The organism is Halobacillus sp. ABA4_118, from assembly GCF_056160205.1.
In genome coordinates, this window is sequence record NZ_JBSWWS010000001.1 from 3,710,543 (window position 1) to 3,731,590 (window position 21,048).

21 protein-coding genes are annotated in these 21,048 nt (G+C 46.4%); 6 read left to right on the forward strand and 15 right to left on the reverse strand.

What is annotated here, in order from left to right; translation table 11 throughout:
* The gene (locus ACXAGL_RS19075) at positions 1 to 858 is read left to right on the forward strand and encodes a metal ABC transporter permease (RefSeq protein WP_474968829.1); all 858 of its coding nucleotides are present in this window, start codon (positions 1 to 3) and stop codon (positions 856 to 858) included.
* A 130-nt stretch (positions 859 to 988) separates the two neighbouring features.
* A complete protein-coding gene (locus tag ACXAGL_RS19080; protein ID WP_474968830.1) occupies positions 989 to 1,930 on the forward strand; it encodes a metal ABC transporter solute-binding protein, Zn/Mn family in 942 nt (313 codons plus the stop codon).
* A gap of 296 nt (positions 1,931 to 2,226) precedes the next feature.
* Here ACXAGL_RS19080 and ACXAGL_RS19085 read toward each other — a convergent pair whose 3' ends face one another.
* The 10 genes from ACXAGL_RS19085 to ACXAGL_RS19130 form a co-directional block, all read right to left on the reverse strand.
* Positions 2,227 to 3,237 (reverse strand): FecCD family ABC transporter permease, encoded by a 1,011-nt coding sequence (locus ACXAGL_RS19085; protein ID WP_474992194.1) that lies wholly within the window; start codon positions 3,235 to 3,237, stop codon positions 2,227 to 2,229.
* Positions 3,234 to 4,235 (reverse strand): FecCD family ABC transporter permease, encoded by a 1,002-nt coding sequence (locus ACXAGL_RS19090; RefSeq protein WP_474992195.1) that lies wholly within the window; start codon positions 4,233 to 4,235, stop codon positions 3,234 to 3,236. The genes ACXAGL_RS19085 and ACXAGL_RS19090 overlap by 4 nt, the downstream gene beginning before the upstream one ends.
* Before the next feature lie 25 nt (positions 4,236 to 4,260).
* Entirely contained in the window at positions 4,261 to 5,211 is a 951-nt protein-coding gene (locus ACXAGL_RS19095) for an iron-hydroxamate ABC transporter substrate-binding protein (RefSeq protein WP_474992197.1), read from the reverse strand.
* Complete coding sequence (locus ACXAGL_RS19100; protein WP_474992198.1) at positions 5,162 to 6,007, reverse strand: ABC transporter ATP-binding protein; 846 nt, start codon at positions 6,005 to 6,007, stop codon at positions 5,162 to 5,164. Before ACXAGL_RS19100 ends, ACXAGL_RS19095 begins: the two co-directional genes overlap by 50 nt.
* Before the next feature lie 212 nt (positions 6,008 to 6,219).
* Entirely contained in the window at positions 6,220 to 7,806 is a 1,587-nt protein-coding gene (locus ACXAGL_RS19105) for a M4 family metallopeptidase (RefSeq protein WP_474968835.1), read from the reverse strand.
* Between the two features lie 196 nt (positions 7,807 to 8,002).
* Positions 8,003 to 10,540, reverse strand: coding sequence for a heavy metal translocating P-type ATPase (locus tag ACXAGL_RS19110; RefSeq protein WP_474992200.1), 2,538 nt, complete (start codon positions 10,538 to 10,540; stop codon positions 8,003 to 8,005).
* A 24-nt stretch (positions 10,541 to 10,564) separates the two neighbouring features.
* A complete protein-coding gene (locus ACXAGL_RS19115; protein WP_474968837.1) occupies positions 10,565 to 10,936 on the reverse strand; it encodes an ArsR/SmtB family transcription factor in 372 nt (123 codons plus the stop codon).
* A 186-nt stretch (positions 10,937 to 11,122) separates the two neighbouring features.
* Entirely contained in the window at positions 11,123 to 11,521 is a 399-nt protein-coding gene (locus tag ACXAGL_RS19120; RefSeq protein ID WP_474992201.1) for a GNAT family N-acetyltransferase, read from the reverse strand.
* Between the two features lie 226 nt (positions 11,522 to 11,747).
* Positions 11,748 to 11,993 carry a stage VI sporulation protein F gene (locus tag ACXAGL_RS19125; RefSeq protein ID WP_027954587.1) on the reverse strand — a complete coding sequence of 82 codons (246 nt, stop codon included), beginning with the start codon at positions 11,991 to 11,993 and terminating at the stop codon, positions 11,748 to 11,750.
* 125 nt (positions 11,994 to 12,118) lie between these two features.
* Positions 12,119 to 12,874 carry a DUF2268 domain-containing putative Zn-dependent protease gene (locus tag ACXAGL_RS19130; RefSeq protein ID WP_474992202.1) on the reverse strand — a complete coding sequence of 252 codons (756 nt, stop codon included), beginning with the start codon at positions 12,872 to 12,874 and terminating at the stop codon, positions 12,119 to 12,121.
* Positions 12,875 to 13,120: 246 nt separating this feature from the next.
* Between ACXAGL_RS19130 and ACXAGL_RS19135 the strand changes: the two genes are divergently transcribed.
* Together ACXAGL_RS19135 and ACXAGL_RS19140 are read left to right on the forward strand one after the other, a co-directional pair.
* Positions 13,121 to 13,270, forward strand: a complete 150-nt coding sequence (locus tag ACXAGL_RS19135; RefSeq protein ID WP_084163045.1) for a YjcZ family sporulation protein — start codon at positions 13,121 to 13,123, stop codon at positions 13,268 to 13,270.
* Between the two features lie 117 nt (positions 13,271 to 13,387).
* Positions 13,388 to 13,894, forward strand: a complete 507-nt coding sequence (locus ACXAGL_RS19140) for a peroxiredoxin family protein (RefSeq protein WP_474968840.1) — start codon at positions 13,388 to 13,390, stop codon at positions 13,892 to 13,894.
* A 192-nt stretch (positions 13,895 to 14,086) separates the two neighbouring features.
* Here the strand turns inward: ACXAGL_RS19140 and ACXAGL_RS19145 are convergent, their stop codons facing one another.
* On the reverse strand, positions 14,087 to 14,821 hold the full coding sequence (locus tag ACXAGL_RS19145) for an AAA family ATPase (RefSeq protein WP_474992418.1): 735 nt from the start codon (positions 14,819 to 14,821) through the stop codon (positions 14,087 to 14,089).
* Between the two features lie 110 nt (positions 14,822 to 14,931).
* Here ACXAGL_RS19145 and ACXAGL_RS19150 point away from each other — a divergent pair, with 110 nt between their 5' ends.
* Together ACXAGL_RS19150 and ACXAGL_RS19155 are read left to right on the forward strand one after the other, a co-directional pair.
* Positions 14,932 to 15,900, forward strand: coding sequence for a nucleoside hydrolase (locus ACXAGL_RS19150; RefSeq protein ID WP_474971310.1), 969 nt, complete (start codon positions 14,932 to 14,934; stop codon positions 15,898 to 15,900).
* Complete coding sequence (locus ACXAGL_RS19155) at positions 15,897 to 17,750, forward strand: terpene cyclase/mutase family protein (RefSeq protein ID WP_474992203.1); 1,854 nt, start codon at positions 15,897 to 15,899, stop codon at positions 17,748 to 17,750. Before ACXAGL_RS19150 ends, ACXAGL_RS19155 begins: the two co-directional genes overlap by 4 nt.
* Before the next feature lie 13 nt (positions 17,751 to 17,763).
* Here the strand turns inward: ACXAGL_RS19155 and ACXAGL_RS19160 are convergent, their stop codons facing one another.
* The 4 genes from ACXAGL_RS19160 to ACXAGL_RS19175 form a co-directional block, all read right to left on the reverse strand.
* Positions 17,764 to 18,240 (reverse strand): DMT family transporter, encoded by a 477-nt coding sequence (locus tag ACXAGL_RS19160; RefSeq protein WP_474992205.1) that lies wholly within the window; start codon positions 18,238 to 18,240, stop codon positions 17,764 to 17,766.
* A gap of 11 nt (positions 18,241 to 18,251) precedes the next feature.
* A complete protein-coding gene (locus ACXAGL_RS19165) occupies positions 18,252 to 18,947 on the reverse strand; it encodes a Crp/Fnr family transcriptional regulator (RefSeq protein WP_474992207.1) in 696 nt (231 codons plus the stop codon).
* 18 nt (positions 18,948 to 18,965) lie between these two features.
* Positions 18,966 to 19,391: a DMT family transporter gene (locus ACXAGL_RS19170; protein WP_027954594.1), complete on the reverse strand. Its 426-nt coding sequence runs from the start codon at positions 19,389 to 19,391 to the stop codon at positions 18,966 to 18,968.
* A 105-nt stretch (positions 19,392 to 19,496) separates the two neighbouring features.
* Complete coding sequence (locus ACXAGL_RS19175; protein WP_027954595.1) at positions 19,497 to 21,020, reverse strand: potassium/proton antiporter; 1,524 nt, start codon at positions 21,018 to 21,020, stop codon at positions 19,497 to 19,499.
* Positions 21,021 to 21,048 lie beyond the last annotated feature (28 nt).

The window sequence follows — 21,048 nt, forward strand, 5'->3', positions numbered from 1 at the left end:
ATGGAATTTATTGAAGCCGTCTTTCAATATGAATTTCTACAAAAAGCGCTGCTTACATCGATTATGGTCGGTATCATCTGCGGAGTCATTGGCTGCTTCATTATCTTAAGAGGGATGGCACTCATGGGAGACGCCATCTCACACGCCGTCCTACCTGGTGTTGCCATCTCTTATATGCTGGGAATCAACTTCTTTTTCGGTGCCGTTTTCAGCGGTGTACTAACGGCCATTGCCATTGGATTCGTCAGTCAAAACAGCCGGATCAAACATGATACATCCATTGGAATTATGTTCACCGCTGCATTCGCTGCCGGGATTATCATTATTACACTGCTGAAGAGCAGTACAGATTTGTATCACATCCTGTTCGGGAATGTCCTCGCCGTCCGTTCGTCAGATATGTGGATCACCATGGGCATCGGTCTATTTGTTTTGGCAGCTGTGTATTTATTCTATAAAGAACTGCTCGTTACATCCTTCGACGAAACGATGGGAGCCGCCTATGGGCTGCCTGTACGTATGATTCATTATTTTCTTATGACTCTGTTGACGATGGTAACCGTGGCTTCTCTGCAGACCGTCGGCATTGTCCTCGTCGTAGCCATGTTGATTACGCCGGCAGCCGCCGCTTACCTATTAACAGACCGGCTTTCCATCATGATTTTTCTCGCTGCCGGTATCGGCGTCATATCAAGCATTACAGGGTTGTACTTCAGTTTCACCTACAACCTGGCTTCAGGAGCTGCCATTGTTTTAGCAGCCACCGCTCTATTTATTCTCGTCTTCCTTTTCTCACCAAAGCACGGACTTCTATGGAAAATGCTGAAAGTAAGGAAAAAGCGGGCATCCCTCGTTTAATGAATGAATAAAGTTAATGGGAGTCATCATTAATGCAGGGAAGACAAGTACCTCTTCCCTTTTACCACTTGTTATCTAAAGCACCATGGTATAAAACAACGATTAACGAATAGTCAGGAGGAATGATATTATGTTAAAAAAGAATTGGATCCTTAGTGTACTCGTGTTTTCCACTCTGCTCTTTCTGGCAGCCTGTGGAGACAATGAAGCAAGCGGAACGAAAGAGGAAGATGAAAAAGTACAGGTCGTAACGACGTACTCCATTATTTATGACATCGTTAAAAATGTCGGTGGTGACAAAGTGGAGATTCACAGTCTCGCTCCCATCGGCTCCAACCCCCATGAATACGATCCACTACCGGAAGATGTAAAGAAAACAACAGATGCTGATGCCGTATTCTACAATGGTTTGAATTTGGAAGCGGGAAATTCATGGTTCAATAAACTGATGGAAACCACCGGAAAAGCCGGCGACGATGCTCCTGTCTTTTTAATGAGTGAAAATGTTGAAGCCATGTACTTAACCACAGAAGGCAAGGAGGGTGAAGAAGATCCTCACGCCTGGCTGAATATTCAAAACGGGATCCAGTATGCTGAAAACGCACGGGACGGCCTGATTAAGGTGGATCCTGAGAACAAGGAAGTCTATGAAAAAAATGCAGAAGAATATATCGCAGAACTGCAGGATCTGCATGATGAAGCAGTGGCCCAGTTCGAGGAAATCCCCGAGGAAGAACGTGTGCTCGTTACAAGTGAAGGAGCATTCAAATATTTCAGTGAGGCTTACAACTTCCAAGCCGAATACATTTGGGAAATCAACCAGGAAAACCAGGGAACTCCTGATCAAATTACTAGAATTGTAGATTTGATCAATGAAAGAGAAATCACAGGATTGTTCCTCGAAACCAGTATTGATGCCCGGAGTATGGAAGCTGTATCATCAGAAACCGATGTTCCGATCAGGGGTAAAGTCTTTACCGATTCCCTTGCTGAACCTGGAGAAGATGGAGACAGTTACATCTCCATGATGGAATGGAATATCAAAACGATTAAAGAAGGATTGACTCAATAAATGCTAAAAACGCCTCCCGGCTGATCGGGAGGCGTTTTTTGTACAGCAGGAAGCGGCCGGGACCCACCCCCTGTATATATATTCATTTACGTGTCTTACAGCCTGATATTCAGTGATTCAAGAGACGTAATAATTGGCTGTCCTGTGACTTTGAAATATTAAAAGGGAGAGTTTCTGGACTTCAGAAACTCTCCCTTTCTTCAAGAAAAGCCTATGATAAGCTCTCTTCCTGATTGCCAGTAGACATCCATATTTTTTTAATAGTCAACGGATGTCCCGCAATAGGAAACCGGTGATCAGGACTTCTTCAATAATAGATAAATAAAATAAGGGGCGCCGATAAGCGCAGTCATAATTCCGGCTGCAATCCCATCGGGTTCTGCGATGTTTCTCCCGACCGTGTCAGCAAACAACAGAAGCCACCCTCCTATCAGGATACTCAAAGGCAGGTACAGCTGGCTTCTCGGACCGATAAGTACCTTGGCCAGGTGAGGAGCCATCAAACCGACAAATGCAATCCCTCCGGTAACGGATACAGCAGAAGCAGCAAGAGCTACTGCGGTCATCAACATAATAAAACGCTCTTTCTTAAGCGGAAGACCAACGCCGATGGAAACCGGTTCACTTGTGTTTAGTAGATTCATAACGTTGCTTTTCCAAAGTGCAAATGGAATTAAAACGATGATCCATGGCAGCAGCGCAAGGATGAAAGGCCAGTCTGTGCCCCAGATACTGCCTGCCAGCCATTTGGAGATGAAGTCCACTTTCTCCCTTGGTGCTGATGATATGAGAATAATCATTAAACCGGAAAGAGCCATGGAAAACCCGACACCGACCAGCACTAAACGGACAGGCTCAAACCCGGTCCTTTTATTATAGGAAAACAAATAAATACCCAGGGCCGTAATCATTGCTCCCCCGAATGCGATCAGTGGAAGAATATAAACGAAAGAGCCTGCATCAATGGGAGCAAACAAAAAGAAGAGCGCAACAGCAGCCCCTGCCCCTGCATTGATTCCGATAATTCCCGGATCAGCGAGATCATTCCGGCTGATCCCTTGAAGAATAGCGCCGGATAAAGCAAGAGCCATCCCCGCCAGTACGGTTATGATCATCCGTGGAAGACGAATCGAAAATAAAACAAATTCCTCTTTAAAACCGCCGTTCCCGAGGATCGTTGGAAGAATCCGGTCATAGGAAACGGAGGAATATCCGAGACCAAGCCCTGCTACAGCGGTTGCTAAAATTAAGAGTGAAAGCAGGACCAGATATAGACGTTGTTTTTTCAAGACGGAAGGATGAATCATGAGAATGCATTCCCCCTTTTTTGTATAACAAAGAGGAAGAACGGCAGACCGAGTACAGCAACAATCGCTGCAACCGGCGTTTCATAAGGGGCGTTAATCGTCCGGGCCAATGTATCCGCGAGGAGAAGGAAAGCTCCACCGAACAAAGCAGACATCGGAAGCACCATTCTGTAATCATTTCCCACGATCGGTCTGACCATATGGGGCACCATCAAACCGACAAAGGCAAGATTTCCGACCAGCGCCACCGCTGCTCCGGCCAGCAGGGTAATGACGATGAATAAGATAATTTTAACAGTCAGGATATTCTGCCCGAGTCCAACGGCCACTTCCTCATTCAAGCTGATAATCGTCAGCTGACGGGCCAGCAGGACAGCAACGATCGTCCCGATGAATACAATGGGAGCAATAAGCTGTATCTGACTCCAGGACGTTCCGATCAACCCACCGGCCGTCCACATGGATACATCTTTGGACACTTTGAAATAAAGGGCTACACCTTCGGCCACAGCGAACAAAAACGCTGAAATGGCTGCTCCGGCAAGTACAATCCTGAACGGAGAAAAACCGCCGCGTTTAGCTGAACCGATTCCAAACACAAGAACCACTCCGACGGCCGCTCCAATGAAACAGGCCAGCATAATTCCCATGTAATTCGCAGAAGGGAATAAAGCAAGTGTAACCGCAAGTGCAGCATTTGCCCCTGCGGTTAAACCAAGCAGACCCGGATCAGCAAGAGGGTTCCGGGTCAACCCCTGCATAATCGCCCCTGACACCGCCAGCGCCGCCCCGACAAGGGCGGCAGCAATCTCCCGCGGCAGACGGATTTCCCTTAACATCGTCGTAGTTGAGTCCAGCGAACTGGTCGTCATGGAAACCCACGCCTGCTTAAAGGTGGTGTCCGCCGCCCCGAATGTCATGGCGACAAAGAAAGAAAGGATGAGGACGGCGATTCCAATTATGAATTTATATAGTTGCCTTACTGAAAAAGTCTGCATAAAGTCTCATCTTTTCTACAAAAGGTTATTCGTTCAAAAACTTCTCTTGAAAGAAGCTGAGCTGGTGTTCCAGTGAAAGAGGATCATTGAAGTAGAAAGCTTCGGCATCTGCTTCAAACACTTGATCGTTTTCTACAGCAGGAATATTCTTGTACGTTTCCGTTTCCTGGAAGGAGCTGTCTGCACCATCCGACTTACTGAAAATCATGTAATCCCCGGCAAAGTCTGAGAGCACTTCCGGAGAAATCGCATAGAAACCATCCTCAAGTGCCATTTCCTTCACTTTATCAGGCATCTTCAGTTCCATCTCTTGATAGAGAATTTCTGTTCCGCGTGCCCAGTTATCTCCGAAGACATAAAGCTGCTTATCAAACTCTTCGAATACAGTGACCGTCGCATCTTCACCGATTTCATTTTTGATTTCTGTACCCGCTTCCCCGGCTTTTTCCTTAAATTCATCCACCCACTGCTGGGCTTCCTCTTCTTTGTTCAGAAGTTTCCCGATTTCCACATGCTGCTCCAAATAATCGAGCTCACCATACGTGTAGGTGACGGTCGGAGCAATTTCATTCAGTTTGTCCTTGTTTTTCGTGTTCGCCAGCCCGATAATCAAATCCGGGTCAAGCTCAATGATTTTCTCAAGACTTTCATCAGAAAGCTCTTCTGCATCCGCAAGATCTTCCTCGAACAACGGGTTGCCTTTAGACCATGCGTCCACCCCTACAATGTTCGTATCCAGCGCAAGAACATTACCCGCGAAGGACGAGAGGACAACCACCCGCTCCGGCTCAGCCGGAACTTCAACTTCACCGTTTTCGGACTCATACATTCTTGTTTCTGAATCAGCACTCGTCTCTTCGGTTTGTGTATCGTCTCCGCTTTCATTCCCTGTATTTTCGTTTTCTGTTTCTCCACCACCACAGGCGCTAAGAATGAGCAGCAGTGACAAGAGACCGATCAGCCAGATTTTCTTCATGATTTCTATCTCCCTTTAATAAGTTGTATGTCAAACAAATAGGTTTTCCTGTTCGAGGGTCCGCAACGATTTCAGCATCAATATGAAAGACCCTTCTTAACACGCTTTTATGAATGACTTCCTGTCCGGATCCAGATTTTATGATTCGTCCGTGCTTCAATGCAATCAGGTGATCAGCAAACCTGGCAGCCTGGTTGACATCATGAAGCACCATGACAATCGTCCGTCCTTCTTCTTTATTCAGCCGTTCCAGCAGTTCGAGAACTTCCAGCTGGTGTGCCATATCAAGATAGGTCGTCGGTTCATCAAGCAGGATGAGATCTGTTTCCTGAGCCAGGGCCATCGCAATCCATACCCGCTGCCGCTGTCCACCCGACAAGGCATCCACCGGCCGGTATTTAAATTCCGTCATTCCTGTCATTTCAACAGCCCAGTCAATGACCTCCCGATCTTTTTTCGATAGACGGCCGAACCCTTTTTGATAAGGAAAGCGTCCGTATGATACAAGCTCACCGACTGTTAATCCTGGAGCACCTTCCGGAGATTGAGGAAGAATCGCCATCTTTTTGGCCAGTTCCTTTGTCGGGTGATTATGAATGCTTTCACCGTCCAGATAAATGCTTCCTTCCTGTTTAGGGATGATGCGTGCAATCGATTTCAGCAGTGTGGATTTCCCACAGCCGTTGGCCCCAATAATCGTCGTTATTTTCCCTTCCGGAATTTCCAGTGTCATATCCTCTACAATGAGTTTATCCTCGTAGCCCACATGGAGACCATCCGTATGTAGACGTGTCATAATAAGGACCCCTTTCGAACATTTAAACCATTTAACAGTGATAATGATTCTCACTCTCGTACATTATACTACGTGCTTCCGAGAAATTTGTCAACGCTTCATTCTCTTTCAAATGTGCGGAATTACCGATTCCATGAAAAAATACGATACTATTCTGTATTTTCCATAAAAAAAGAAGCAGAGCGGTGGCTCTGCTTCTTTTGATCCTCTGCTTAATTGACGCCTACATTATTCCAAGCCTGTGTAACAGCGCTGGCAGTTGAAGATCCATATAGATCCTGAGCTGACTGCTCAAGCGCCTGCTTGGCACTGGAAAAATTGCTGTTCGGTGTCAGGTAAACCGTAAGGGCACGGTAATAAATCTTTTCTGCTTTCGATTTCCCAATGCTGTTAATGGTATTGTAAGCAGCTTTGTTCGGAATGCCGCTGTTGATGTGGACACCGCCCCAGTCCCCTGCTTCCGTATTCGGAAGGTTGCGGTATTCATTCATATGAGAGGGCTGGTCATAGGCATTCGGATTGGACATGGAACGCAGCGCATCTCCTGAACGACCCGGCGTATACACATCCTCACCCATCAGCCAGTCCTCTGAATCTACAAAATAACCAAACACATCAGAGAAGGACTCATTTAAAGCTCCCGGCTGATTTTCATACACAAGGTCAGCGGTTGTATCTGTCACAGCATGAGTCAATTCATGAGCGACGATATCGTCAGCACCGGATAGATATGTGAACGTACTGCCGTCCCCATCTCCATAAATCATCTGGTTCCCTGTCCAGGCTGCATTATTGTAATTCGAACCGTAATGGACAGTGGAACGAATATTGGATCCCTGGTCATCATAACTTTCACGACCGAATGTATCATAGAAATAATCAAAAACTTCTCCAGCATAGTAATGAGCATCTACAGCCGCTTTCTGTCTTTCGCTTGTGAACGTATTACCAGAATCGGTAACATAACTTCCTGGTAGATTACTAAATTGTCCACCATAGTTATCAAATGTTTCAATAACCCCGCTCATTGGCTTTGTCGTATCATATAAATAGTACGTGTTGTTGTACGCGTAGGTGTTAAGTGATTTCGTATCTCCCAATACACCTGTTCCTGTACCTGTAGCTTCATGGACAGCGTTGGCAGCTTTCAACACTTCTCCTGACTCCGCATTAATATACACCTTCCAATTGGCAGGATAAGGCTGAGCAAACTGAAGCTCCACTTGGTAAGCCAGCGTATACCCCTGTTCACCATGGAACACAACAAGATCTGTGTTTTCCGTTAACGTTTCAAAATCTTCACCTACATCACTTTTCTGGACTTTATCCGCTTCACTGCGATCTACGTCAATGTGTTTCCAAGCGAGCATCAACGACTTCGTCTTGCTTACGCTTCGTTTTTCTTCAAGCTTGTCTGGTGCATCCATATGAAATTCACCATTCACAGCTGAAACATTCCCGTTCTTATCGGTATGTACCACGACTTCTGAATCAGCGACAGGAATTCCCTCAATCACCCGTTGGTATGTGTAATGCTTCATTCCAAGTTCATCGGTTTCTGTATCCATTAATTTCAAATCTTTGGATGGATTCAGCTGAAAGTCTTTCGCATTCTGCTTAAAGAATTCCTGAATCCCTTTTTCTGATTTAACATTTTTCGCCTGCCATTCTTTCTGCATAAACTCCGATGCGTTCGGTACCTCTTTTACATCTTTGCCTGTCTCCGCATGAGCGAGTGTCCCGCCAGACACAAGACTCGTACCCAGAACAAAGGTAGCCATTACTGATTTCCAATTCATCGAATCCCTCCTATTTATCTAGCACATTTTCAATATATCATAATTTTCAGTTAATGAAATTGTGAAAGTAATAGGGTTTAAAACCGTTTAAGATTGTCTTTTTTCATCGAACTTGGGAATATTTCTGCGGTTCAACTAACGAAAATATCCTCAACAATAAAAAATCCCGGATGTCTCATCCGGGATTTTCTTCGATCTATGCGTTTTTGCGAAGCAGTCTCATACTATTGAGGATGACGATCAGAGCAGCACCTGTATCACTTAACACAGCCATCCACAACGTTAAGAAACCTGGAAAAATCAAAATGAGCGCCGCCAGTTTCGTAAGCAGGGAAAACCAAACGTTCTGTTTGATAATGGTCAAGGCTTTACGGCTCAATCGTATCGTATGAGGCAGCATTTCCAGATTATCCGCCATTAGAACGACGTCAGCTGTTTCCATAGCTGTATCCGTCCCAGCACCGCCCATCGCAATACCAAGGTCTGAGGAAGCAAGAGCAGGAGCATCGTTGATCCCATCCCCCACCATAGCCACTTGTTTCCCTTCCTCCTGCAGTTTCTCGATCGCTTTTGTTTTATCTTCCGGCATCAAATCAGCGAAATAACGGTCCACACCTGCTTCTGCTGCTATCCGCTTGGCGGTCCCCTCGTTATCTCCCGTAAGCATAACCAGTTCTTTTAATCCCGATTGCTTCAAGGATTGGATCGACCGGATCGTGATTTCCCTGATAGAGTCAGCGACAGAAATGATCCCTTGTATTTCTTTATCCGTACCTATAAGAACGAGGGTTTTCCCTTCTGACTCGAGCTGATCCAATTGATTTTCCACTTCATCCAGATCAACTCCCAGTTCTTTGAACAATTTCGGATTCCCTGCGTAATAGACAGTCCCATCTATCTTGGCCTGGGCGCCTTTGCCAGGCCGTGTGCGGAAATCACTCCCGCGGGCTGTTGATATCTGCCGTTCTGATGCATACGATGATACGGCTGCCGCTATCGGATGAGTAGAATATTCTTCAATCGTCCCCGCAATCCTGATGAGATTCTCTTTTTCTCCATTAAGAGCAATAACATCTGCTACTTTCGGTTTACCTTCTGTCAGGGTACCGGTTTTATCAAAGGCAATAGCTTGGATGGCACCCGCTTTTTCAAGGAATGTTCCACCTTTGATCAGTACACCATGCCGGGCTGCATTCCCAATGGCCGATACGATCGCTACCGGGGTGGAGATCACCAGGGCACACGGACAGGCAACAACAAGCAGGGAAATCCCTTTATAAAGCCATTCGCTCCATGCTCCTCCTGTAACCAACGGAGGGATGACCATTACTAACAGAGCCAGCATAAACACAATAGGTGTGTAAACAGCTGCGAATCGGTCTACAAACGCCTGGGTAGGAGCTTTCTTTTCCTGTGCTTCTTCCACCAGATGTATGATTTTTGCAATGGCTGTATCTTCGGATCGTTTCGTTACACGGACTTCCAAAGAGCCACTCTCATTAATCGTCCCGGCATAAACTGTATCTCCTTCCTGCTTATCAACAGGAAGAGATTCACCTGTAATGGGTGCCTGGTTCAAGCTGGAAGCTCCTTGGATGATCTCTCCATCCAAAGGAACGCGGTCCCCCGGCTTGACAACGATGACCTCCCCGATCGATACCGCTTCAACAGCTTTGCTGACCCACTGACGGCCTTCTTTCACCAACGCTTCAGCCGGAGCAATGTTCATTAAGCTGCGAATGGAATCTCTCGTTTTTTCCAACGATCGATTTTGAAGGGCATTCCCTAAAGCAAACAACCAGACGACCATAGCTCCTTCGAACCATTCCCCAATCAGGGCTGCTCCAAGAGCCGCGGAAGCCATCAGCACGTTCATATCAAGCGAGCCGCTTCTCACAGCATAGAAAGCACTTCTTAACGGTTTCCACCCTCCCACGGCAATGGCCAGCGCATAGAAAGCCGTCACCCATACGACAGACAGCGACGTGAAGGACCCGATAAAGCCCAGGGCAAGAAGAGCCCCCGATATTACAGCAGAAGGAAAAGGTCTTCGAGGAGTCTTTTGACCTTCCTTAGAGGAACCCTCTTTTTCAAGATAAGCTTCAAAACCCGATTTTTGGACGCCTCTCATGATTTCTTCAGGTTTTGTCGTGTGAAGGACATGAAGTTTACCTGTGGAAAAATTCACGCGTACATCCTGAACATCGGGGTGATTCGACAGATGCTTTTCAATGGTCACGGCACACGAACCACAGTCCATCCCTTCTACTCTATATGTTTCCATCTCCCTGCCGGTTTGAAGAGGCTCGGCTTCAAATCCCAGCTTTCTCACCTGATGAGGAATTTGTTCATAAACAGCCCGGCTTTCTCCGCCGACAACCATTTTAGCTGTACCATAATGGACGGAAACAGATTGCACCCCCTCTTTTTTTCGGAGACTTTTTTCAATCGTTGCGGCACACGAAGGACAATCCATGCCTTTAATCTGGTATTCTGCAAGCTGTGTCGGAGGTGCCGAAGGACCGGACTCCTCGTCTTCCTCTTCTTCACTGGTTTCACAGCATACGTTTTCCTGATCCTCTTTTCGTTGATTGGAGGAGCAGGAATGTTCCTCATCCCTCCTGCTGGAATTCTCTTTCGAGCAGCAGGAAGACCGGGACTGGATCGCTCCCGGCTTTTGCTCGTGGCTGCCGGAACAGCAGCTATTTTGTATATCTTTTTCGTTCGTACTCATAAACCCCATCTCCATTCTGTACCATCACTCATGTTCGTTGTGCAGTAAGGCGATCGATACTAATTGCCGGACATGTTCATCAGCCAGGGAATAAAAGACGAGCTTCCCTTTCTTCCTATGCTTAGCAAGATTCATATTACGCAGGAGCCGTAAGTGATGAGAGGCCGTAGCGGTTGTCGATCCAATAATATTTGCCACATCACACACGCACAGCTCATCTTCCAGGGTTAGAGCGTAGGCGATTTTCATGCGTGTCGGATCGGATAGAGCTTTAAAAATCTGCTCCACGCCGGACACCCGCTCCACCTGAGGCTGCACGCGCTGAACAAGCGCCTCGTCATAACAGAAGATATCGCACGTATCTCCGGCTTGCTTTTTCATTACCTTTTCAGGCATTCTGTCCACCTCATTCAAATACATGTTTGATTGTATACCCATCATATGCTCTACGCTTTCAAGCGTCAACATTCAAACGAAGATTAGAATGAAAAAACTGCCTCTCGAGAGACAGTTTTTCCTGGTTTTATCGCAAAACCTACTTTATGTATCAAGCTGCTTCCGGAATACCGTACTCACTTTTTCTTACTGCATATGTTTCTCGTAAAATTTATGGGCTATTTGTCTTGTGAGTCCTGAAGATAAAGCGATGCTTGTAAAACCGTGCTGCTCGGCCCATCCTTCAATGAACTGCAGGAGGATGCTCCCCCATCCCGAAGAGCGCTCTCCGGCAGTTGTGACTAAATCACATACCCATACGAACCTGCCGTAGTACAGCGTCGTCATCGGCTTGAATCCTGCAGCAGCCACAAGCACTCCATCGTTCCATAATCCATAAAGGTGATAACGATCCACAGAGACGGCCTCCTGAACAAGTTCTACAAAGCTCTGCTCACTTAAATGGGGACGCAGCTCCTGCATGACTGGAAAAACAGAACGGAAATCAGATTCCGTTTTCATTTCTATGATTTTGTACCCTTTCATCTTCCCTCTCCTCCTGCACTATTACCCTGTGAAGAAACCACCGTTTCAAGCCCCCGCTGCAACCATGAACCAGACCACGCTTCCTACGACAATCACCAATAAGATGACCATCATCCATATGATCGACTTCATACGATTCACTCTCCTTTTGTTCATTGTAACAAAGAAAGAGGTGAAAAAAATAAACCTTCATCCGGTATGGTCATGCCAGATAAAGGTTTTCCTTTTACTTTTTCTTCTTCATCATTTTCTCCATAGAAGCCATGTCTTTCGGCACTTTGCCATCAAGAATAGCCTTGACGATCATATCTTCTTTCTCCCTGGATACCGGACGATTGGCAAGGGAAGATACTTTCTTAATTACGTTGCGAATGGTTTTTTCATCTTTAAAGTTTGCCCCCTGCAGGGATTGTGCCAGCTTAAAGACTTCATCCATTTTGACGCCTGTCTTTTTTTCAAATTTATCAAACAACGAGAACCCTCCTCCTCCATTCATAAGATTCATACATATCCTATGTGCAGAAAAGAAAGGCCGTATATGCATCTGTCCCTGTTTCCTTGATTCCTTCCAGATAGCAGTCACGGGTCGTTTTTTAACTACCTGTCAGTAAAAAGGGAACCCTGATAGATTTCTGATGCACTTTTTTGAAGCAAAGAAAGCATCGTTTCTTCCGGGTGGGATTTATGGTAGGACGCCACCATCCGGTAGCCCAGCTGGTATCCAGCCCACTTCGGAAGTCCCTGCCTTCGACTGCCATACAAATAATTCATATGTTTCTTCTGACCTCTCAAATAGATGGAAGGAAGGTATTTCTTTTTCCAGATCTGCTTCAAATGCCGGTCGGAATACCTTTGTGTCCATGGTGCGGTGTATTCTTCCCCGTAGAGTTCGAGGACTGCGTATTCTCCTAAGCCCTCAATGATAAGGGAATCCAGAAGTGTGACCTTATTCATTGAATAGGACCCTTGGTGAAGGCGGCAGACATGGTTGTACTCATGAGCAAGTACAGCTTTCCAGTCGTCCTTTTCCGAAACCCCGCCATAAAAGATATACAACGCCTCTTTGAAAGCTGCTCCACCTCTCCCATGTTTTCCGAAGAGACCTCCCGTTTCTTGAAAAGGATATAAATAAACAGGTACATCAGGACCGTGCCACATTTTTTTCAGACGCTTGAATTCCTTCTCAAGACGCGAATATAACTCATGCTCCTCCCACTCTTTCACCAACCTTTCTGCTCTTTGGTAGTTTTCGGGCTTAAATAATCCATAGAAGTGAAGAAGCTGCTGGATTTCTTTTTCTGTAAACTCAGGAAACGGATGATCCGCCGTCCTGCATAACATCTTTCGCTGCATTTCGTTTATATCCACTTTCCTTTTCGCTGCAGCCTTGCAAAATCGTTTCACTGATTCCGCCGTCGGCACCACGCCCATGCCTATCCCCCACTTCAGCTTAACTTTTGTACAAGTATATGTATCAACTTTGAACTCATGTGAATCCCTGGTGAAGTAGACAACCGCACACGCAGGATTCAGACCTGGACATATGCTATCAGTGTAGAGGAACCATCCTCAATTCATGTCAGAAAGGAGTTTTCCTCAATGGGCTTTGGATATGGTGGATACCCTGGTGGTTTCGGCGGCTATGGCTGCGGTTATGGATACGGTGGATACGGATCCGGCGGCGGTTTCGTATTGATTGTTGTATTGTTCATTCTCTTGATTATCGTTGGAGCAGCTTTCGTCTGCTGATCAACCAGCGGGTGCCCATCGCAGGCACCCGCTTTCCTGTTTTCCGATCGTTTTATGTTATATTCCGTATGAAAAGGGTATAGGACTAGGAATGAAATAGAAAAGGAGTGTCCAACTTTGACTACATTCAAATTAAACCAAGATGCACCTGATTTCACACTACCAACCGTGTCCGGGGAAACCTTCAGCTTCTCAGACACGTTAAAACAAGAAGGTGAAAACTGGAACCTCATCGTCTATTTCCGCGGCTCCTGGTGCCCGGCCTGCATGAGTGAACTTGATGAATTCCAAAACAGCAGAGACTATTTCGACAAACATAACATCCGCCTCATAACTGTCACGCATGACGATAAGGCAGCTCTTGAGAAAATGGTGGAGGAGCATGATTTCACATTCCCTGTGCTTATTGATGAGAACCTGGAATTCCTTTCTTCCTACGGTGTCCATTATCATGATGAGCAGGCGCCGTATGAAGATCATGGAACTCATGGAGAACCGGCCTACTTTCTGACAGATGACCAGGGGAAAGTCTTGTACCAACAGCGTCAGACAAGCCCATTCGGCCGTCCCCACCCAAATGAAATCCGTAAAATCGTTAAGTATATCCGGAGCAACCTGAAATAACAGGCCTTTTCCTATACGACCGGTGAGAAAAGCACCGGTTCTGTGGCTGACGGGAATATTCCCGTCAGCCTTTTTCTATTCCTGATCTGCTGCAGGATTTTGGTCCATGCCCCCCCCCCCAGACTCGATCCGTTTTTATTCTGAAACGAGCTGTATCGACAAAAAGACCGGTGCCGAACGCACCGGTCTTCCTTATTGCAGCAGGTGATAAAACAATCGTTCCCGATCTTCAATGAACTGCTTCATAATGTGGTAATGACTCGTTTCTTCGACCCCGACTTTCCGGCATCCTTCCTCTGTAAGCTGAACAATTTCTGCATGAGGATAAGCCATAAGAATCGGGGAGTGGGTGGATATGATGAACTGGGATTCATTCTCTACAAGGTCATGCATTCTCGAGAGCATCGAAAGCTGCCTCAATGGAGAAAGGGCGGCTTCAGGTTCATCCAGAATATACAGCCCCTTTCCGAAGAAACGATGATTGAAGGCAGCAAAGAAAGACTCTCCATGGGACTGCTCATGCAGGGAGGTACCTCCAAAGGAATCAATAACCTTCCCCCCTCCCATCGGATCACTATCCATATCCTCAATATTTGTTGCTACATTATAGAACGTTTCTGCCCGGAAGAAAAATTGATCGTCCGGTTTTTTTATCCCTTTAACAAGGCGCAGGTACTCATCAAGGTGAGAGTGCGAATCATAGCTTGTGAAATTGAAATTCTTTGTCCCGCCTTCAGGATTAAACCCATAGGCTACAGCCGCTCCTTCAAGCAGAGTGGATTTCCCCATTCCATTCTCACCTACGATGAACGTGACATTAGGATGGAACTGAAGTTCGTTCAATTCCCTCAGCACAGGTAAATGAAAAGGAAAGGATTGAAAGGATGGAACCTTTTCTCTTAACAATTGAAGCGATCGGATATACATATCATTCCTCGATAATTTTGCCACGGGATGTCCACCTTTCTGATATACATGAAATATTCTTTCTGCCCATACGATGGTAGAAGCACATATGATGAGGGAGGAGCAGATTAGTGAAAAAAATCATCCTGTTCACCGACCCTGGTATTGATGATTCCATCGCCATTATGTATGCCCTGATGCATCCCCAAATTGAAGTGCTCGCCATCGTCTCAAGCTACGGAAATGTAACGAAACAAAAAGCTGTTGATAACGCAGCTTTTCTTTTGAATAAAGCCGGATTCCCTTCCATTCCCATGATCGGTGGAACAAACAGTCCATTGAGTGGTGAAACCCCTGAGTACTACCCTGAAATTCATGGGCCGGACGGACTCGGTCCATTGACTCCTCCACCCTTTAAAGGGAGACTCAACAACTTTTCTGATGTGTATGATATTCTCCTTGCCCATACCGATGTAACGATTGTGGACATCGGGCGGAACACAGCGCTTGCGCATTTATTTCTCCTCGGGAGCGATATAGAACCTCACATTAAAGACATTTTCCTCATGGGTGGGGCGTTTTTGGTTCCAGGCAATGTCACCCCATCTGCGGAGGCCAATTTTTTTGGTGATCCCGTTGCCGCCAACATCGTCCTTCAGCGGGCTGCGACCATCTATATCATTCCCTTGAATGTGACATCAAAAGCCGTCATTACCCCTCACCATATCCAGCAGATCACGGATTATTCTTCTCATCCCCTTGTGCCGATTCTCAAAGAACTTATGGATTACTATACAGAAGCTTATCAAACCCTTATCCCCGGAATCAAAGGGGCTCCTCTCCATGATGTATTGACTTTATACTTGATGATCAACCCTGGGAAGGGAAGATATGTAAGAAGATCCGTCTCTGTTTTAGTCGAAGGGGAAGGAAAAGGAACATCTATTGCCGATTTCCGCCCGGGGTCACACTCCAACCCGGGTGACCCTGCGATTTGTCTTGAATTTGATGTGCAGGCTTTTGTCGATGATTTCATCTTTACCATCAGCTCTTCCCCAATCTCCACCACGACGCACCCGAAAAGGGAGGGCCGCTCATGAAGGATGCAGCAGAAAAGGCCGTTTCTGAAATCACTTCTGCCGTCCAGGCTGAACAGGGCCACGATGGTCACTACTCTTACTGTTTTGAAAACAGTCTTTCCACAGATGTCTCGATGATCCTTTTGCTGCGCTCGTTTACGAATGATGCTTCCACCGTCCAAAGTCTATGCACACGACTTGCTTCCTTACAACAGCCAGAAGGCTGGTGGTCCCTCTATCATGATGAAAAAGGGAATCTATCTGCAACGATCGAAGCTTCATTTGCCCTTCTTTACGCCGGGTTTTATAAGAAGGAAAGTCCGGAAATACAAAAAGCTTTTCATTTCATCCGTGCCAAAGGAGGTCTTCGCCGCTCCCACTCCATGACAAAAATTTTACTTGCCATCTACGGGGAATATGATTGGCCGCATGTCTTCCACCTGCCTGTTCATATCAGCCTCCTCCCCCCTGAATCGCCTTTGTCCTTTTATGATTTCAGCAGCTATGCAAGGGTGCATATGGCACCGATCCTGCTTATGTCCGACAAAAAATTCCGCCTGTTGAAACCAGGGATTCCAGACTTTCACACATTGAATAACCGAACAGTGGAAGATGGATCAGACCATCGTTCTCCACAGCTGCTTGCTCATATAAAAAGGAAAATTCTCCATCTTGCCGGAGCTCCAGAGCAGCTGTACTGGACCGCCAGAAAAAGACTGGAATCCTATATGATTGATCGAATTGAATCGGATGGAACACTTTATAGTTATACGAGCTCCACCGCTTATATGATTTATGCCCTGCTGTCATGCGGGTATAAAGAATCCCATCCTGTCATTCAACGGGCCATTTCAGGATTGAGAACCCACCTCTTTCCACTCCAGGAAGGGTATCATATGCAGAACTCCCCCTCAGCCATTTGGGATACCGCCCTGGCGGCTTATGCTCTAGCCTTTGCTCCATCATCTAAAGCAGGCTGTACCAAAGCATTATCCTTTCTCCTCCAACATCAGCAGTACAAATACGGAGACTGGGTGATGGGAGCGCCTTCTCTTCTACCCGGAGGGTGGGGGTTTTCAAAAAGCAATTCCATCCATCCTGATCTTGATGATACCACGGCAGCTTTACGAGCTCTTTCCCCCTTTTTAAAAAGTCATCCTCCGCTCACGAACCATTATACTCGTGGGTTGAACTGGGTGATGGGACTTCAAAATGAAGATGGGGGCTGGCCGGCTTTTGAAAAAGGGAAAACAAACCCACTCCTCCGCTATGTGCCGATGGATGGAGCTGCGCATGCCGCTCTTGATCCATCCACAGCGGATCTGACAGGGAGAACACTGGAATTCTTATGCACAGATGGTGGTCTTAAACCTGACCATCCAAGCGTAAAAAAAGCCGTCCATTGGCTGATCGATCATCAGGAAAAGGACGGTTCATGGTACGGACGCTGGGGAGTCTGTTACATCTACGGGACATGGGCGGCGCTGACCGGTTTGGCCGCTGCCGGAAAAACCATCGACCACCCTGCCGTTCTCAAGGCAGCTGAATGGTTGATGTCCATTCAGAACACGGATGGCGGCTGGGGAGAGTCATGCCGGAGTGATCAAAATGGAACATACACTCCGTTAGGCACCAGCACACCCTCTCAGACAGCCTGGGCTTTGGATGCTCTTCTTTCGGTTTACAAAAAAAGGACGCCTGCCATTGATCAAGGAGTCTCCAGTCTGTTAACGCAGCTGAAAAACGAAGATTGGAGTACCCGATACCCTACGGGAGCGGGCCTGCCCGGAAATTTTTATATCCATTACCACAGCTATCATGCTATCTGGCCGCTTATCGCCTTGAAAAAATACCTGCAGATGGATGAATAATCAGCCGTGGGCTTCAGGCCCGCAGCTGATGCTCCTCTGTATGTTCACGTACCTCCGGCTTTTTCTCCAGTTTATAAACAAGGACACCACCGATTAAAAGAGCAATACCAAGCAGCTTCTGCCAGGATAAATCGGAAGCAGCAAACCCGAACCATCCTCCTGTATTAATGATGAATGCAAGAACGATCTGGGAAATCAAAGCAATTGAAATAGCATAAGCCGGGCCGATCAACGTAACTCCCTGCATTAAAAAGAAAACGATTCCAACACCAAAGACCCCGCCGAATAGATAAATCGGATTTACATTTCCAAAAGTGAACAGACTTTCCCTTTCAACGGCGTAAAACACCGGCAGTGAACAGACAAGGCCAAGACCGAGCACTAGCGTTGTTGTGGCCCATGGCCCTGTTTTCTCACTGACCCGGGCATTAAAGACATTTTGCAGACTGATCAATATGCCTGCCGCGACGGCAAGAACGATGCCTGACATCGAATTCCTCCTTATTCATAAATATTACCTTTTGCCAGCAGCCGGAGCTCCTGTAAATTTTTTATCATAATCGATCCTCTCGACCTTTCGATAACTTCATCAGCTTCCATCTTTCTCAGGACCCGGTTCAAATGGCGGTAGCTCGTTCCAATCCACTCGGCCAGTTCGGATAAGTTGGACGTACGCATTTCCTGATGAAAAGCGGTCCCTTCACCTACAGAAGAAATGGACAGCAAGTACCCGGCCAGCCGGACTTCAACTGGATAAAGCATATGCATACTCGTAAAATGAGCCTCTGTATAAAATTTATGTGCCACCATTTCCAAAAGGAAACGGAGAATAGCCGGGTGCTCCTTTTCCAAATCCTTCAGTGCTGCATAGGGAAAACCGATCATTTCACCCGAACTGACCGCTTCAACAGAATTAAGTACGGCACTTTGCTTTACATATTCAACATCGCCGATGACTGCGAGCGGTTTTTTAAACCGGTTGATCAGTGACTGGCCTTCTGGTGTGAGGGTGTAAATTTTAATTTTCCCTTCGACTAAGAAATAAAGCCGGTCCAGCCTTTCCCCCGGCACAAATAAATCTTCACCTTCTGTAAAGGAAAACAATTGAAGCTTATCCTTATAGGGTCCGGGAAAATACTGGTCAAGATCATACATGGACAGGTAGTCCATCATTTTCTTTGTGCTTGCTTCTTTCATGGTGATGTCTCCTCTAAATCAAAGTTGAAAAAGGATCACGCCAAGCACCATCATCGTCAGTCCTGCCGCCTGCCTCAGGGTAATTGGTATTTTCTTCTCACCAAACCATCCGCGTGATTCAATGATAAAGGCGGTACCAATCTGCGCGACAAGTAAAACAGCAATAGCAGCAGCCGGACCGATCTGATGGATAGCGGTTAATTCGGAAAAGACGACAATGACACCGAAAGTCCCTCCGGTCAAATATACGAAGGGAACACGCGCAAAGCTCTTCCCTTTTCCATCTCTTACTTTCATATAAATGGAGAATGAAATGGCAAAGGCCACCAAATGAACCATTGATGTTGTATGCCAGCCGCCAATGGAATCACTCATTCTCGCGTTGAAAATGCCCTGCAGCGTGATACAAAGACCTCCAAGCAGGGAAAATAATGCACCTTTCATACGTCAGCCTCCTGTTCTTCCTATATTAAAAAGGAAGACAGAGCGCTCGGAAAGGACATATGTCCTTTTTCGTCATAGATGCAAAAAAATACAGAAACAGACACGTTAGTTGACCGCGTCCTGTTTCTGCTTTTCTTTTTGTTTCTCTTTACTTTTTTTCACCCGCTCCTCCAGTGTCCGCTTCAGCTGGGCCTTATACTTCTCCTCGACAAGGATGTATAAAAAGTCCCCAGCGTGAATCTCTGTCTCTCCGTAAGGGGTAATCACTTCGTTATCGCGTATAATGGCACTGATATTGGCACGGTTGGGAAAGCTTACCTCATGCAGTTTTTTTCCGACAACCGCTGATTCAGCATTGGTCTGATACTGAATCATCTCGGCTTTGGCTTTCCCCATCGATATAAGTTCGATGCTGTGGTGGGGCACATCCTTTTTCGGACCTACCAATGTCATCTTCTTGGCTACATAGGAAATCGTCGATCCCTGCACAAGGGCTGATGTCAGAACAACAAAGAAAACGAGGTTAAACAAGCTCTGGCTGTTTTCCAAGCCTTCTACAATCGGGAACGTAGCGAGAACGATAGGGACAGCTCCCCTCAAACCAGCCCACGATATAAACAACTTTTCCTTATTCGAGTAGTTCATGCCAAGTAATGACAAAAACACGGCGGCGGGGCGGGCAATTAAAATAAGCACCGCCGAAAGCAGAAGACCATTGATCATGATCGGGGCGGTGAACAATTCACTAGGAAAAACAAAAAGGCCGAGAATCACAAACATTAAAATCTGCGCCATCCATGCAAAGCCTTCGTTAAACTGAAAGATGGAATACCGGTATGTCAATTCGCTATTACCAATCACAAGCGCCGCTACGTATACTCCAAGAAAGCCACTGCCTCCGCTGAATGCTGTTATGCTGTAAGTAGCCAGGGCAAAGGCTACCGAGAAAATCGGATAAAGAGCACTGGAATCCAGTTTAATCTTATTAATCGAAACCGAAGCGAGTTTCCCTAACACAAAACCAAATACAAGACCGAGACCCATCTGGAAGAAAAAGCGGGGGATCAGCATCCACAGGGATGTATCCGGTGAAGTAATCAATTCAATGAAAGATAAAGTCAAGAAGACGGCCATCGGGTCGTTCGTCCCTGACTCAGCCTCAAGCGTCGCTCCCATTTTCGCCTTGATATTCCTTTCTTTCAAGGCAGCGAAAACGGCTGCAGCATCAGTGGATCCTACAATGGCACCAAACAAGAGGCTCTCCAACAGACTGAGTTCAAACAGAAAATAGACGGAAAACCCGGCAATCATCGAGGTAAGGAGCACACCAAGGGTGGCGAGTGACAGAGACGGAAGTGCAACAGACTTCACTGTAGCCCACTTCGTATGGAGCCCGCCTTCAAATAGAATAATGACAAGGGCAAATACACCTATCAACTGTGCCGTTGATGCATCGTTGAAATAAACGATGCCGAGGCCCTCACTTCCGAATAACATGCCGATCAAAATGAATAAAATAAGCGCCGGGATCCCCCAGCGGCTTGAGAATTTAGCTACGAATACACCGCTGAAAAGTAATAAAGCGGTTAATAATAAAAATGAGTCTGTTCCAAAAGCTTCGAAAAACATGGAAGGTCTATGCTCCTTCGTTGGTAAT